This window comes from Martinezella lusitana, from assembly GCF_900094565.1.
GTDB lineage: Bacteria > Pseudomonadota > Alphaproteobacteria > Rhizobiales > Rhizobiaceae > Rhizobium > Rhizobium lusitanum.
Window position 1 is genome coordinate 18,158 of sequence record NZ_FMAF01000012.1, and the last position, 14,569, is coordinate 32,726.

The following is a 14,569-nucleotide window of genomic DNA, read 5'->3' on the forward strand; positions in this document are numbered from 1 at the left end:
TGCCGAATTGGTATAGCAAGCGAGTACTGGTTGCGCGAACGGAAAGGCCGACGCAGTACGGCAATCCGGGCAGGCGTACAATCGAGCTCGAGGCGCGGCGGGCGTAACGGTATATTGTCATATATCCGCGCGATGCGCTCCGAGCCAGAGGTGGGCTACAGTGAAATCAAAGCTCTTGAAGAGATCAGAAGGCGACGCCACCCTCACACTTCCTGGGCAACCACGGCAAATCCCTTGCCTGCTTCACCGGCACGGGCGGCCCCGACACCAGCGTTCAAAGCGAGAAGGTTGGTTTGAAAGTTGATTTCATCGATCACGCCAATGATGTTGGAGATTTCTCCGGACGACCTGTCGATCCGTTCCATCGCGATGACAGCCTGGCGGACCACATCACCGGAATGCTAGGCTCCGGCCTTGGTTCGCGCAATGAGGGCTCCGGCCTCCTGGGCTCGCTTGGTCGAATCCGCAACTGTCGTCGTGATTTTTTCCAGAGCTGCTGCCGTCTCTTCAACTGCGGCTCGGTTTGGGACTGACCTGAGAGTTCGGGCGCCGTGCCTGTGGGGTAGAGTGACAAGGCACCCGCGCATTCGCCCCCGATAACTTCCAGCAGTCCGAAGGCGTTCCCTACCGAGAGGCCCAGCGCGCTAGCAAGACGTTGCCGAGCGCCCTCGTCCGGCAATAGCCGATGCGATCAACCGGCAGATCCGCATCGCGTAGATCCTCAATTTGACTCATATTGTTGGTTTCCGCGCGGAACTGAGCCGGCTCAGTTCTGCGTGGAAACCAACACGTGTGCCCCTGGAATCCGTTGGGAGCCGTGAACCAACGTACATCGCGACCGTCGCCATCGCGGCGGAGCACGCCGAAAAGCTGATCAAGCCCAGGTTGCCACTGAAAGTGCTTCGCGCCTTGACGGAGCCGCTCAGCGTCTACGGTAAGTGGCATCAGCGGAAAGATCACGTAATTCTCGGTGACCGCGAAATCATGGATCATTGCGGCATACGGAGCAACAATCCACGTCTCTCGTGTCTTGCGGCCTTGAGCATCAACGATCCGCCGCCGCCGGAGGATGGAGGCACTTCGCTCGGCCACGACGGAAAGGATGAACGTGCGCCAGGATTTCATTGATATCCTTCGCTCAAGCGCAGACGAGCGGAGAGCACTATTCTCCGCTGCTGCACCCGATCTGGAGACGCGGGCCGAAGAATAACGAGAAGCAAAACTCTATGTTGCCCTCACCCGCGCGAGGCATGCGGTGGCGGTGGTCCGTGACCTTGCCGATGGTGAAGTCGTTCCAGGATTCACATTGTTCCAGTAGGGAAATCTTCGGAAGATGCACCTTATATAGATCTATGATTTCAGCCTGGCCGATGGGGCTTCATCTTCCGATCGTGACCTTTTTATAGGTAGCTTCAGTGAATTCCCGATATAGCTCGATCGTGGGCAGATGTGCATCGATAGTCTCGCGCACCTTCGCGGCCATCGGCAGGTTGTTTTTCTCGCTTTTCCACACATCCGTGAACCGTCCGACCGTCTCGCGTGCGGTGTCGAGGACCAGCTTTTCGGACAGCGCCGACTTGGCGGCCAGATGTGCAAGCTCGTCCTTCGATAGCTCCGTCATTCTTTTCGTGCGTGAAAAGTTAAGCGCGGCCGTATCCTCTCCCTCGATATAGGGGATGGTCGATAGCAAGTCGTAAGCCGGCGAGAGCGCAGGAGTGCGGCGATCGGGATAGATCAGAGACCAGTTCTTCAGATGCATGTCGCCATTGCCGATCAGTGTGCTGAAGACCAACCGCCGGATGAACTCCGCCACGTCGGCCGTACTCGTCTCGATGCCAAGGACGCGGGCGATCATCCGGTAATTGCCCTTGCTGTACTTGTCATCCGGCTTCACGCCGAACACTTGCGCAAAATCCTCGATATGCACCGGACCTTCCGGCGTGCGGTCGAAACGCCTAATAGCGAGCGCCTGCCCGTGCAGTTCGCCCACACCCTGTGGCAGGCCGCTCACCGCATCCAGCTCGACCAGCTGGATCTCCGGCACGTCCATTCCCATCATGCCAGCGATGGTCATCATGGAGAATTCGTTTTCTGGCACGCCGCTATACTGCTGGGAGGGCAGCTTTACGATCCATGATCCACCTGTACCCTCGGCCGGAATAGTCAGGCCGCCTCCCTTCGTGTTGTTCTTGAAGGCCGAGAATTTCAGCTGCACACCGGCCAGCGAAAAGCGTAACGCATTCGGTCGCGCTTCGATAGAAGCCTGCTCGTCATCGGGCGGCAGGTCATCACCCTCGGAGGGATAGACCGTCACTGCACCGGGCAGGTCGCGACCGAGCACCCAGAGCAGGAAGAATTCCCGCGTCTGTTTTACGCCGGCACGTTCAGCGAGGTATTTTCGCAGCGGCCCTTCCGGCAGCAGATTCGAAAAGAAAGGCGGGACGACCAGATTATACGGCCGGAACTTGGTGATCAGAGCGCCGAACGGGTCCTTGAAGGACAAGCTGAGTGTCGGCCGCTTCTCGTCTTCAATATAGGCCTCGTTGAATGCGAAAATAGTGCGCCCGTCTTGCAGGTTCGTCAGGGTCGCGACCGGTTCTCCGTCTAGCCTGACATCGAGTACCGTGACCTTAGGCATCCTCGTCCTCCTCATCCAGCGCGTAGGCCGAGCGCGGGATCGCGACATCACGGTCGCGATGCACCGCAATGTTGCGCAGCTGCCTTATCTCGCGGGCGATCGCACTCATTTCCTGACGTGACATCTTGTCGGCCTGAGAATTTTCAAGGCGGTCGGCTGCCCGCCTGAGGATATCCAGTTCGTCGGGAGTCAGAGGCAGATGCCGCAGGAGGCCCAGGCTATCCTTGAATGCGTCGGCGCTCGTCCCAACCCCATACCCGTGCCGCGCCGACCATCGCTCGAGACGGGCAACCAGTTTGCGTTGGTCGGATGTGAGGACGTCATTCGACGCCGAGCTACTATCGAGGATGTTGCGGATCGCCGGCATCAGCTTTTTTGGCGCAAGGATGATTTCGAGGTTGAGCGCGCGCGCCACATCTACCAGGCTGCCAAGCCCAGGCTCCATTGTACCCCGTTCGATCTGGGAAATATGGCTCTGCGTCAGGCCGGAACGTGCGCTCAGCTCACGCTGGCTTACCTTCTGCCCTTCCCTGGCAGCGCGTAACTGCTGCGTTATATGCTCTGTCTTATATGCCACGATCATTATCCTGCATCACATGATGGGGTATATACAGGATAATATATAAATAGTTCTGCAGGCAGTGCAAGCGTGATATACAGAACCGTATCACTGCCTCTGTATATACATAATCATATATCAGTGTAGCAATGCTGGCTCATCTTACTGACCTAGGTTCCGTAGCCTCCCATCAAGGCGCACAACATATCGGCCTGCGCAGATCCTGCCGGCATCGTATCCACTGTGAAAGGGACATTGATAAGACCTGCCCGTCAAGCCGCGGCTGCGTATGCACGCCGAATTCCTCGAAAAGCTGGAACCAGACCGCACCGACATCGATCCACGCATCATAGCTCGGCCACTCCCCACGCGTATCCCATAGGTCGCGCAGCTGCTCGACCAGCCGGCCGATGCCCCTGACAAAAGCCTGATCCTCGGTCGGCAATTCGGGCGCTACCTCGCAGAGGGTGTCGGATTCGTTCATCCCGTCCAGATGGCCGAACAGGTGGGATACGATCCGCAAGGGTTCAAGAATGACAATGCCGACTTCCCGAAAGACCCGCGCCACATTGCCATGCAGTCGATAGGATCGAAACGATATGCCGGATTTCTCCACAATCATGCTTTTTGCAGCCGCATGCGTCGTACTCACTGCGACGCCCGGACCCGATATGCTTCTAATTGCGTCACGCACCATAAGCCAAGGGCGAGCTGCGGGCTTTCTGACCTATGCCGGGATAGCATTCGGCACATATTGCCATGCACTCGCGGCAGCGTTGGGACTTTCACAGCTTTTTGTCGCTGTTCCAATCGCATACGAGATCGGCCCGCTTCATGATCGCGCCTTTTCTGCCGTTAAGTTGATGCCGCTCGATCCCACCGTCTGTTTGCGCAACGGAGCGTCAGCTATTATGCGGTCGTTTTAGCAGGATGCCAAAGCTGTGTGACCGTGACTTGATGTTCCCTTACTTCCCCAGTTCTTCGTGCACTCTCAGTCAAAACTGATTGCAGAACTAGACGCGACGGCGTTGCCGCATTCGATCATGATATCCCCCGAGGGTGAGAGGAGACATCATGCGTTTCAAAAACAAGACGGCCTTGATCACGGGCGGAGGAACTGGAATCGGAGCGGCAGTGGCACGCCGCATTCGATCGGAAGGTGGCAATATCGCACTACTGGGGCGGCGCCCGGAGCCACTCCACGCGATTGCCGAAGAGATCGGCGCAGCCGTCGTTGCGGCCGACGCAGCGGATAGCGTCAGCATGAAAGCCGCCGTCGTAACGGTCGTCGAGACGTTCGGCGGACTGGATATCCTCGTTGCCAATGCTGGCGGCCATGGTATCGGCCCAACGACCAGCATGTCGGACGAGACCTGGGATCTGTCCATCAGGCTCAACCTCAACACGGCCTTCGTCAGTGCGCGCGAAACGCTCCCGCACCTGATCAAGAGCAAAGGCAATATCGTCGTGCTCGCCTCGATCGCCGGGCTTTTCGCCGGTCCCGATGCCGCAGGCTACGTTACGATGAAGCATGGCTGTATCGGGCTGGCAAAGTCGCTCGCTCGAGACTATAGCCGTCTTGGCGTGAGGACGAACACTGTTTGCCCCGGCTGGGTGACGACGGCGATGGCCGACGAGCAAATGGAATTCATCGTTGAAAAATTCAAGCTGAAGAGTATCGAGGAGGCGTATGCCCTGGTGACGAAAGACGTTCCGCTTGGGCGCCCGGCCACTGCAGAAGATGTCGCCAATGCTGTCTGCTTCCTGGCATCGACCGAAGCAGCGATGATCAACGGCGCTATACTGACGGTTGACGGTGGAGCCGGAACTGTCGATCTGCCCACGCTCGCATTTTCCGAACACTGAGGAGGAAGCATCATGAACCAGAATCCCAAAGACTGGAAAGCCTACGATCAATTTGCCTATGGCATCGATACGAACCGTTTGCCGACGACGAATGCCCTTTCAGGCTCATCCTACATGATCGACTTTGACGATGGTCGCAAGCTTGCCCTCGTCTTCTCAAAGGGGAAGGTTCAGTGGTCCGATGGCAAAAACAGCGCAACCGAGAAGGTTGAAGTCATCGAGGTCGCGCCCGATACCTTCTTCGTCGAAATCATCTTCGCGGATCGGCCCAAGGAAGCCGAAACCTTGATCCTCAACGTCTCCAGCCGCCGCGTTCTCTCGATCTAAAGTGCGCGAAGAGGAGCAATCCGTGGGCGAACCGCAAGTGGCGCAGATTTTTCGGCCAGGTATCGTCGAAGGCGGTGTGGTCAGCGGCCCCAAACCGGTCGAAAGCCGTGATCTGATCGGGCTGAGGGCGCTTTTGACCTATAGCCCGAACCACGTTTACGAACATACTTACCTCTCGTCGCAGCGCTATGCATGGCAGTGCCTGGCAGGCGTTCAGCGTGGCCACGGCGACGTCGACCTGACTACCACTTACAAGTTCGACGAGGACCAATACATCTTCACGTTCCGTGAATTCAAGATCGCCGTCGCTTCGACATTCTTCTACAATTTCAAGGATATGCGTTCGACCGGCAAGTTCCTTGGCATCACCGGCGACGGCCATATCCAGAACTCCCCGGCCGGTGCCTTCATACGTAAGGCATCCATGACATACTATCTTCCCGATCAGGAACCGGTCTGAGAGGAACGGCAATGCGCACAGCATATGAAATCGTGAAGGCACACTACGATGCCAACGAGCGCCGCGACATGGATGGCATGCTTGCCGACATAGCGCCAGATTGCCGATGGACGGAGATGGATGGCTTTCCCTGCGCCGGCACTTATGTCGGCCCGCAAGAGGTCTTCAAGAACGTCTTCCTGGCGCTCGGTGACATCTTCGAGGTTTATAATTTCAAACTCGACCGACTGTTGGACGCCGGCAGCGACGTGGTCGGCATCGGCGATTATGCCGGAACTCACAAGGAGACCGGGAAGCCCTTCGAGGCGCGTGTCGTCCATGTCTGGGGCGTCGCCGATGGCAAGATCCGGCGCTTCGAGCAGTTTACCGATACACTGCGTGTGGCGGAAGCAATGAAATGAACCCTGAGACCGGCCCATGACCACAGGGGCCGGATTTCACGGAGCATCGACCTTTCGCCATTCGGATGGCGAAAGCGCGTAGCGACCACGAAACGCCCGTGAGAAATGAGCGCTCGAAGAGAAGCCGAGCGCAAAGGCGATCTCGGATATTTCGCCCGCGCGGCATGTTGCGTCCCTTAGCCGGGACGCGGCTCTCTCCAGCCGCAGGCTCCAGATATAGTCGGCGGGCGTGGTGCCCTCTTCCTCGAATGCACGATAGACATACCGCACGGAACACCCCATCCGGCGGGCAATCATACCGACCTCGAGATCTGGCCGCGAAACATTATCCGAGACGAAATCCTTCACTCGTCGCCTTAGCAAATCGAGGGAATGGGCGCTTGATCGCCCATGCAGCTGATCGGTGCCAATTATCGTTCGAACGAGCTCGATCATCGTCTGGCCGAGGCTTGCGCGCGTTGTGTCGTCCAACTCCCCAATCTCCCGGATTGTCGAATCCATCAGCGACAGCAGGATACGCTGCATCCCCGCGTGCTCGGGCATCGCGACAAACGGCTCCGTAAGCCGGATAACCGCTGCCGCCGGCAAAGCGCGACGGGGCAATTGCAGGAGGAGCAGGCGAACGGCCGTTCTGTTGGTCAGCATGTAGGGGCGGCTCGGATCGTAAATGACCACAGCATCGGCGCCAATGGGAACGTTGCGGCCATTTTCCCTGCAAAGCGGCAGGCCTGGATCAAGGCGCTCGACGAACTGGCGGCCCGCAAGCCGAAGATCGTCGTCCCCGCCCATCAGACCCAAGACGCACCGCAAGGTCTCGATGCCGTCAAGTTCACGCGCGACTACCTTGTTGCCTTCCATGAGGAAGAAGAGAAGGCCAAAGACAGTGCGACTTTGATCGCCGCGATGACCAAGCGATATCCCAATCTCGCTGACATCGGGTCCCTTGAACTGGGTGCCAAGGTCGCAAAGGGTGAGATGAAGTGGGGATGATCTGAACCACAAGCGATAGCGACTGCCCTTTTCGGCAATCGCTGTCGTTCCAACGGCGCCCGATCATCTCAGGAGGATTGATCAGCCCCAACCGCCTTTTGAATTGACCAAGTTATAAACGGCGCTCTTGAAGGGATACGAACGTTCGACCCGGTTCATTCCGGTCCACAAATCAGCCCGTCGCTTCAAATTGTTAGTCACGCGTCGTTTTGCACTCGGAAGACTGACCGATTCCAAGAAATTACACCCCTGTTTAATCGCCGTTCAAGCGCACCATTCCGGAATGGCTGCGGGTCTCGCTTGGATAGTAACCGAATTCATGGGGAACGCCCCGCGGAAATTTAGGACGAAATCGAAGCCGAACCAATTGGCCACGACGGCAGTCTTAAAGCTGAGTTCGCAAGATGGCCAGCCCTTGACCTAAGATCTTCAATTTTAGGCCAAAATGGAGGGATCCCGAAGGGGATTGATAATAGTTGATAAACTGCCTATTTGTTCTGCATCGCATCAGATGGAGGACCGCATGATCAGTGCCGATCTGGGAAAGCAGCTCGAAAGCTATATTCAGCAACTTGTCGAGACAGGTCGCTATGGTTCGAAAAGCGAAGTCCTGCGGGAAGGTGTGCGACTGATCCAGGACCGCGAGACCCGGCTTGCCGCGCTGGATGCCTCAATCATGCGCGGCATTGCCGATGGGGATGCAGGCCGAACGAAGCCGGCCAGCGATGTCTTCGATCGGCTTGAGGCCAAATACGGCGCGATAGCTGACAAGGCCGAAAAATCGGCATGATCCTCGAATTTTCCTACGAGGCGGAAAACGACCTTGAGCAGATCGCCGATTATATCGCAAGGGACAATCCTCAGCGCGCGCTGTCATTCATCCGAGAGCTACGCAGCAAGTGCGAGGATCTCGTCGATAATCCGAATGGCTACTCCCTCGTCCCCCGCTACGAGCACCATGGTATCCGCCGGCGCGTCCATGGCAACTATCTGATCTTCTATCGCGTCGAATCTGCGAAGGTGGTCATCATCCATCTTCTGCACGGCGCCACCGATTATGGCACCATGCTGTTCGGTGAATAACTGCGCCGGTCGATCCGAGACGAACGCCCTCTCAAACAGCGGAGCTGGGCGACTGCCTGTGCACCTCCTCGACCTTCCCGCAGCACTCAACGCCACCTCTATGCGGTTTATCCGGCAAAGGTTCGTATCTTCATTGATTTTCTCGTTTCACGACCAGGACTATGCGCGATAACGGATGCTGACCGGCACGCCATATAACCTCGCTCTTGAAAGGAAGCGGCCTTACAACCCAGCGGATTATGTCAGGCTTCGCGATGCTCCGTTATCAACGGCCGATGTGAGGGCGCAAAGCAATCGTCCCTCACTCGGCCGCGACTTCACTCTTTTAAAAACGATAACCCATCGCCCAAAATGAGATCGGTATGATGTGAGCGGATTTGAACCGCCGACGTCCAACTAAAAGACCTAAGTGCTTGAAAGACCGAAGCTTCGATTCGTAATGCGAATTATGACAATTGAGTAGGGATTTCGTTTATATATCAAATATATAGCTATTATATAGCAGGTTCTTAGCGCGCCAGAGACTGTCACTATCGCGTATCTGAAATGCGCGAAAGTGACATCGATCTTGAAATCTCGGAAAATATGGTGTAACTTTTGCGTATCTGAAATGCGCGAAAGTTACATATTATGCCCCTCCATCTCGTCGGCGAAAATATCGATAAAACCCGCGCCCATCGGCAGGCGGAGGCGGGTAAGCTCATTCAGTTAATGCGGGGCATCTATGTGGATGCCGACGACGATATAGACCAGACGGTGCGGACCCACGCGGTACGCATCGCTAAATATCTCTATCCGAACGCCTACCTGTCGGCCGCGAGCGCCGTACTGCTCGGCCCAATGCGCGATGGCCGCCTGTTCCTGACCGGCCGCCGTGTGCAACGGCAGCGCATCAGGACGCTCGAAATCATTCAGAACAAGGCGCCGGATCATCCGTCCGTCGCGCCGGCCGTGGTTGGCGACGACATGGGCGAACTGCGCGTAGACGTATCCTCGCTAAGGCAGCGTTTTCTGGAATCCTTCCGGATTCGCAGCGAACATGCCGCATCCTTTGACGAAGCGATGAGAGAGGCGATTGGCGCCCGCCTGATCGAAGAATATGGTAGTTCGAACAACGCCGCCGATGCGGTGTTCAAGCTCGCCCGTGACAATGACTGGCTCGATGAAGGCAGCCAGGCTGAGCGCTTCCTGAAACGCAAACCGGGTGCCGCCGTCGGCAATCAGGCCGCACTGGATCTGATTGTCGCGTGGCACGGCGCGCCGATCGGCACCCTGGTGCATGATGGCTTTGAATGGCGATGGCACGGGTCCGATCCGGACGGCCCGCCGCTCGTGCGGCAGACAATGCCTGGCAGACTGCCGCCTTTCATTGAATCGCTGCTGCCGGAAGGCTGGCTTGGCAAAGTGCTAAACAACCCAGACGAACGGGCAGAACTGCGCTCGGGCAAGCGCTATATATCGAACATCACGATCGTCGAACGGGCCAGCGAATTGGCTGCCCTCCCGGCCGATATTCTGCTGACGAGGTTGAGCCATTATACGGCGGATCACATGTTTACGGGAACCTACGCGGGCCCCGGCCGCGGCAGCATCCAGGACACATTCGAACAGAATCTGGCGCGGATCTTTGCGACGGGCGCGACACCGCGCCTGTCGGGCGTCCAGATCAAGGCGCCGATGTTCCTTGATGCGGACGGCACCCTGATGCCGAGCACGGACAAGTCGTTCACCCACATTCTGAAACCCGCCGGCACGTCGGGCTTCGAAGCATTGCCCGTGATCGAGTGGCAATCCATGGAACTCGGCCGGGCGGCCGGATTCATCGTACCCGCCATTGCGCTCGTCGCTATGCCAGATGGCATGCCACCCGCTCTTGTGGTCGAACGGTTCGATATCCGCACGAGTCATGACGACATGCGAAGGCTGGCGCTTGAAGACATGACGTCCCTTCTCGGCGTCCGGGCCGAAGATAAGTACACAGGCACCATCGAGCGGATCGCGGGCGCGCTGCGTCCACTCTCGACCGACGCCAACGCGGATTTGCTGCTTCTTTTGAAGCGGGCGCTGTTCGCGTGGCTGATCGCCGACGGCGACATGCACCTGAAGAACATGGCGGTGCTGAAGATCGCAGAACCAGGCAGCGGACATTTCAACTCAGTGCGTATGGCGCCGCTTTACGATGCAGTGACGACGCGGGTGTTTCCGAACATGCAGTACGATCACCTGGCGCTCAAAATCACCGGCAAAGACGAACGGCTGAAGAGAGCGGATTTCAAGCGTTTCGCCTCGACGGTGGGTATTCCAGCGGCGGCGGCGGATACGACCATGGATGAACTGGTCGCAGCACTTGCGCGCGGCCTGGACAATCTCGCCCTGCCGCCGCCGCTGACCAATGGTTCCGCAGGTGCTGATCGGGCGGCCCAGATGCAGGCGATTGTCCGCGAGCGCCTGGAAACTTTTGCATAGAGTCGCCCGTGTTTTTGAAGTTGATCCGCTCGCCAGTGTGCCGGAGAGCGGCTTGATCTCCAGATAAATCCCGGTGGACGCGAGGAGCCGCTTCGGCTGTGACAGCGGGCGCCCATTGGCCTGCGACCGCACCGCCCTCTTCCAGTTACTTTCCCCCAATCCTCGCCAGTCAGGCAGGGTTGCTGAGGACTTGCACCCACCGGTCAATTGAATAACTTCGGAAGCCCGAAATAATCTCAGATGATATGCTCGCCCTCACGTGATTGCATCGGCTGCGCGTTGCCAAGAATCTAAAGCCTGCCCTAAAGGAAGCTGTATGGAACTAACGGCCTTTTGACGAAAAGCCTCAGCGTCTGCAAAGAAACCATTTGCAATGTCTTGCCATTCATCTCGATCGAGAGCGAGACCGTCATAAACCTGGGTTTTATTTCCATCAATGATCCGCCAGAACTGTCCGTAGCCAGCCTGACCATCCTCCCCCCTTGGAAGAGGCAAGGCGGATTGGGAACGCTTATCCGCCTCGCAGGATCCAGGCCCGCGATAAAGGGCGGAATGAGCGTCGTCAGATATCCTCTTGCTCCCCGATAATTTCGAGGACACATTGTTTGGAATTGGTAGCATTTGTTAGTTTATGAAATGCAATTTTTGACAAAATGTTCAATGATACGGCATCTGCATTACATATTACTGCATCTACACCTAATGTACGGCATTGCGATATAGCATCGCTGGTTTTCAATATGGCGTCAGTAAGTAAGAATTCGTTGGAAATCTGATCTTTTCTGTCATCTATAACAGAGTAATCTGTTATATTTCTTATCACTGCATCCATAGACGCGACGAGCTTTCTTATTTCGTTATCTTCAATGGCTTTCTTAGTGAAAGCGTTGATCTCCGCAATTGCGGATCGAATAAGGTTTTCAATATTATCGAGCATTGGATCGCCCATTATGCTTTTAAGTGCTAGCGTCCCGTGTCGCCGATCTGGTCGATGAGCGGCCTCGACGGCTATCTTACGGCCCTCATCATCGGCCCGAAGTTCATCGACCCACGCCAATGGATCCCGGAACTGACCGGCCCGGATGCCCTGAACCTGCCGATGGCAATAACGGAACATCGGGCCGTGCAGACGATCGTTGCAGAGTATAATCGGATATCTGCAAGCCTTTCCGAAATACCGAAAGACCACCGGCCAAGGTTCACCCAGATCGATGATCAGACTCTTGATCCATTTGATTGGGACATCTGCTTTCTCATTGGAACACGACACGCGCCAAGGCTTTGGCAACCTGTCCTTCCAGGTCATGCCGTCACTAGAGATATCATCGCGCCGATCCGCAAGCTCGGTGAGGTAAAACGGAAAGCGACCCACCAAGATGCTGCTGCCGTCGCTGAAGCACTCTTCAATATCCGAACCTATTTTATGCCGAAGCGGGCAAAGCAGAAGTTCTGACTGAAAGCCAGAAGCCGATTTGATCAATTACAAAAGCCGTGGGCTGTTCGTTGCGCTCACGTTTGATCGATTCGCCAAGGGTTGTTTGCACTTTTTGCCGCTGCTTTCATTGCGATTGCTAAAATACACTAGAACCTCTTCAACGTATTTTGATTGTGATCCGATAATAGGGGGCGAATACTCATGATGAGCATCAGATAATTACTGGATATCGACAAGGGCAAGAATGATTCAGCCCCAGCCTCCAATAGCAGTGTCCCTTATTGCACCAGGGATATTTCTCGTGTTTGCTTTCGTATATTGTGGCGCATGGTTCGTGGAGAGGCGGCGTCATTATCTCTTGCTGCTCGCTCTCGCGTGCATGCTGTTCTGCATCGGCGCGCTCGTTCAGGTGTTGCATCTTCCCGAGGAAATTTATGCCAACGCCGTGCTTTCCAGCATGTTTTATACCGCGGCCGTGATTGCCGCTGCCGAAGGGATCGTACGGCGGTCGAGCAAGCGGTTGAGCCTACCGGTCGATCTCGCGATAATGGTGGCGGTCACGGGCCTCGTCGTCTACTTCTGCTATCTCAGCCCGAACCTGCTCGCCCGCATCTATATCCAGAACTTTGGATATGGAGCAATTCTAACAGTCGCATCGCTGTTGATCATTCCGCGCCCGGGAACACGGCCGGTCGACCGAGCGCTGTTCTGGATCATGTTCGTGTTCGGGGTGCAGTTCATCCCAAGGACGGTGCTCACGATCGGGCCCAATGCGGTCTTCTCGGCCAAAACCTTCGGCCAGTCGCCCTTCTGGCAGGCCCTGCAGGTCTCTCTGGTGGTGATGGGCGCTGTTCTAGCATTCGCGATCCTGGCGGCGGCATTTTCGGATCTGCTGGACGACTTGCGGCGCGAGCGTGATACCGATGCTTTGACCGGTGTCCTCAATCGCGGTGGGTTCGAGAGCCGATCGAATGCCGTTGTGGGTCGCGCCTCACTTGGACGAGCTTCGCTCATCCTGTGCGACCTCGATCATTTCAAATCGATCAACGACGCCTACGGCCACCAAGCCGGTGATGAGGTCATTCGCCGCTTCGGCGCCGTGCTCAGCGGCGAGCTGCGGTGGTCCGACCTCGCGGGCCGGATAGGAGGAGAGGAATTCGCCATCCTGATGCCTGATGTGTCTGAAAGCGACGCGGCGGCCGTGGCTGAGCGCGTTCGTGCCCAGATCGAGGAGCAATCCTTCGGCGAGTTCGGCCTTGCTCGCCGGGTAACCGCAAGCTTTGGCGTCGTGGAACGTCGTGCCGGCGAACGCCTCCAGGATCTGATCGCGCGCGCCGATCAGCTGCTCTATTCGGCGAAATCCGCAGGCAGGAACCGAGTGGCGCGGACGGCGACGGCCGCAGCGGCCGCGCAGTGCGACACGCCGGCTGTCTCCGATGCGCCAGCGAGGAGTTGTCACAGCGATGTCATCTTAAGTTGAAATCGGTTGCGCGGAAGACGTTCTGCCTTGAGGATTGATCTCAGGCCGTGGCTCCGGCCGCAGCTTTCCATTCTCCGATCTCATGGATGCGGTGAATGCGGTTTTGGAATGCGGAGCGTTGTGCGCGGGCTGGGACGAGGAGGTTACGGACAGCGGAGAAGACAGAGACGAAGCGCTGAAGGCCGCTTCGTTTATTGAAGGAGGCACCGAAATCTCCACTTATCCCGCCGAATGCAGGATCACCATTGAGCGGCGGGTAGTTCCTGGTGAAACCAGTCACAAGATTTTGGATGACTTGACGCTGAAGTGGCGGTGGCAATCGGTTCGAATCTGTTCAAGGCGATGGATAATGTTGGTTGGGCATCGTGCACGCGGGACGACAGCTTTACGCCCTCACTTCGGCCGTTAGTCTGCGGCAAGAATCTTTGAGACAAGGAGAGAAAGTCCTTTGGCCCGTCCAGCCCAGCAGCGACGCACGCCTCCGCCCACCGGTGCCGCAACGGGCGCAGGCTTGTCACTCCTTCTCACGTCTGAAGAGGAGGCGTTGATGCGCGAGGCCGGGTTTGCGAATGTCGAGCTTTTCTATTCCGCATTTTCGTTCATGTGGTGGGTTGCCAAGGCGTAACAGCAGTAGCCTATGTCGGAACCAGACACGCTTAAGAGACGGGAGCCTTGCCAATCCAAGTCTGCATCGATAACGCTGCGGCCAGGGCAAGCCTGCTTGCCTGGCTTGAGCGGAGGGGGTGGAACAGTCGGCGACTATGCGTTTCCTAGTCGCGTCGGCCAAACCGATCATCTCAACTTGGAGCAGCCAGTTGCTTAGGTGTCCTGGGTGTTGGACTCAGAGCGCCTTATGAGTAGCAG

General features: G+C 56.9%; 13 protein-coding genes and 5 pseudogenes. 10 read left to right on the forward strand and 8 right to left on the reverse strand.

Annotated features, from left to right (window positions below; genetic code table 11):
* Nucleotides 1–206: 206 nt before the first annotated feature.
* The 6 genes and pseudogenes from GA0061101_RS40240 to GA0061101_RS22090 all read right to left on the reverse strand — a co-directional run.
* A pseudogene (locus tag GA0061101_RS40240) lies at nucleotides 207–518 on the reverse strand (methyl-accepting chemotaxis protein); the annotation flags it as partial.
* Nucleotides 518–682, reverse strand: a pseudogene (locus tag GA0061101_RS22070) (HipA N-terminal domain-containing protein); the annotation flags it as partial. The pseudogenes GA0061101_RS40240 and GA0061101_RS22070, both read right to left, overlap by 1 nt.
* Entirely contained in the window at nucleotides 625–1,125 is a 501-nt protein-coding gene (locus GA0061101_RS40245) for a carotenoid oxygenase family protein (RefSeq protein ID WP_037199086.1), read from the reverse strand. The gene GA0061101_RS40245 and the pseudogene GA0061101_RS22070, both read right to left, overlap by 58 nt.
* A 253-nt stretch (nucleotides 1,126–1,378) precedes the next feature.
* Nucleotides 1,379–2,638: a type II toxin-antitoxin system HipA family toxin gene (locus tag GA0061101_RS22080; protein ID WP_037199087.1), complete on the reverse strand. Its 1,260-nt coding sequence runs from the start codon at nucleotides 2,636–2,638 to the stop codon at nucleotides 1,379–1,381.
* Nucleotides 2,631–3,221 carry a helix-turn-helix domain-containing protein gene (locus tag GA0061101_RS22085; protein WP_245297535.1) on the reverse strand — a complete coding sequence of 197 codons (591 nt, stop codon included), beginning with the start codon at nucleotides 3,219–3,221 and terminating at the stop codon, nucleotides 2,631–2,633. The genes GA0061101_RS22080 and GA0061101_RS22085 overlap by 8 nt, the downstream gene beginning before the upstream one ends.
* Before the next feature lie 166 nt (nucleotides 3,222–3,387).
* The gene (locus GA0061101_RS22090) at nucleotides 3,388–3,849 is read right to left on the reverse strand and encodes a hypothetical protein (protein ID WP_245297549.1); all 462 of its coding nucleotides are present in this window, start codon (nucleotides 3,847–3,849) and stop codon (nucleotides 3,388–3,390) included.
* On the opposite strand from GA0061101_RS22090, the pseudogene GA0061101_RS22095 reads away from it, so the two are divergent.
* The 4 genes and pseudogenes from GA0061101_RS22095 to GA0061101_RS22110 form a co-directional block, all read left to right on the forward strand.
* Nucleotides 3,797–4,021: pseudogene (locus GA0061101_RS22095) on the forward strand (LysE family translocator); the annotation flags it as partial. The gene GA0061101_RS22090 and the pseudogene GA0061101_RS22095 overlap by 53 nt on opposite strands.
* A gap of 250 nt (nucleotides 4,022–4,271) precedes the next feature.
* Entirely contained in the window at nucleotides 4,272–5,063 is a 792-nt protein-coding gene (locus GA0061101_RS22100; protein WP_037199088.1) for an SDR family NAD(P)-dependent oxidoreductase, read from the forward strand.
* 12 nt (nucleotides 5,064–5,075) lie between these two features.
* Nucleotides 5,076–5,850 (forward strand): annotated as a pseudogene (locus GA0061101_RS40920) (MoaF C-terminal domain-containing protein).
* An 11-nt stretch (nucleotides 5,851–5,861) separates the two neighbouring features.
* Nucleotides 5,862–6,251 (forward strand): nuclear transport factor 2 family protein, encoded by a 390-nt coding sequence (locus tag GA0061101_RS22110; protein ID WP_037199089.1) that lies wholly within the window; start codon nucleotides 5,862–5,864, stop codon nucleotides 6,249–6,251.
* Nucleotides 6,252–6,287: 36 nt separating this feature from the next.
* On the opposite strand, the gene GA0061101_RS22115 is transcribed toward GA0061101_RS22110, so the two are convergent.
* Complete coding sequence (locus tag GA0061101_RS22115) at nucleotides 6,288–6,926, reverse strand: helix-turn-helix domain-containing protein (protein WP_245297547.1); 639 nt, start codon at nucleotides 6,924–6,926, stop codon at nucleotides 6,288–6,290.
* On the opposite strand from GA0061101_RS22115, the gene GA0061101_RS22120 reads away from it, so the two are divergent.
* From GA0061101_RS22120 to GA0061101_RS22135, 4 genes are all read left to right on the forward strand, one after another.
* On the forward strand, nucleotides 6,855–7,241 hold the full coding sequence (locus tag GA0061101_RS22120; protein WP_245297550.1) for a hypothetical protein: 387 nt from the start codon (nucleotides 6,855–6,857) through the stop codon (nucleotides 7,239–7,241). The two genes, GA0061101_RS22115 and GA0061101_RS22120, sit on opposite strands and share 72 nt — an antisense overlap.
* 523 nt (nucleotides 7,242–7,764) lie before the next feature.
* Nucleotides 7,765–8,031 carry a type II toxin-antitoxin system ParD family antitoxin gene (locus tag GA0061101_RS22125; protein ID WP_037199090.1) on the forward strand — a complete coding sequence of 89 codons (267 nt, stop codon included), beginning with the start codon at nucleotides 7,765–7,767 and terminating at the stop codon, nucleotides 8,029–8,031.
* Entirely contained in the window at nucleotides 8,028–8,324 is a 297-nt protein-coding gene (locus GA0061101_RS22130; protein ID WP_037199091.1) for a type II toxin-antitoxin system RelE/ParE family toxin, read from the forward strand. The genes GA0061101_RS22125 and GA0061101_RS22130 overlap by 4 nt, the downstream gene beginning before the upstream one ends.
* A gap of 630 nt (nucleotides 8,325–8,954) precedes the next feature.
* Nucleotides 8,955–10,790 (forward strand): type II toxin-antitoxin system HipA family toxin, encoded by a 1,836-nt coding sequence (locus tag GA0061101_RS22135; RefSeq protein WP_092574871.1) that lies wholly within the window; start codon nucleotides 8,955–8,957, stop codon nucleotides 10,788–10,790.
* A gap of 562 nt (nucleotides 10,791–11,352) precedes the next feature.
* Here GA0061101_RS22135 and GA0061101_RS22140 read toward each other — a convergent pair.
* A complete protein-coding gene (locus GA0061101_RS22140) occupies nucleotides 11,353–11,727 on the reverse strand; it encodes a hypothetical protein (RefSeq protein ID WP_092574873.1) in 375 nt (124 codons plus the stop codon).
* Nucleotides 11,728–11,757: 30 nt separating this feature from the next.
* Here GA0061101_RS22140 and GA0061101_RS22145 point away from each other — a divergent pair.
* A pseudogene (locus GA0061101_RS22145) lies at nucleotides 11,758–12,243 on the forward strand (UPF0149 family protein); the annotation flags it as partial.
* A gap of 283 nt (nucleotides 12,244–12,526) precedes the next feature.
* On the forward strand, nucleotides 12,527–13,705 hold the full coding sequence (locus GA0061101_RS22150) for a GGDEF domain-containing protein (RefSeq protein ID WP_063835629.1): 1,179 nt from the start codon (nucleotides 12,527–12,529) through the stop codon (nucleotides 13,703–13,705).
* The last annotated feature ends 864 nt before the right edge of the window (nucleotides 13,706–14,569 follow it).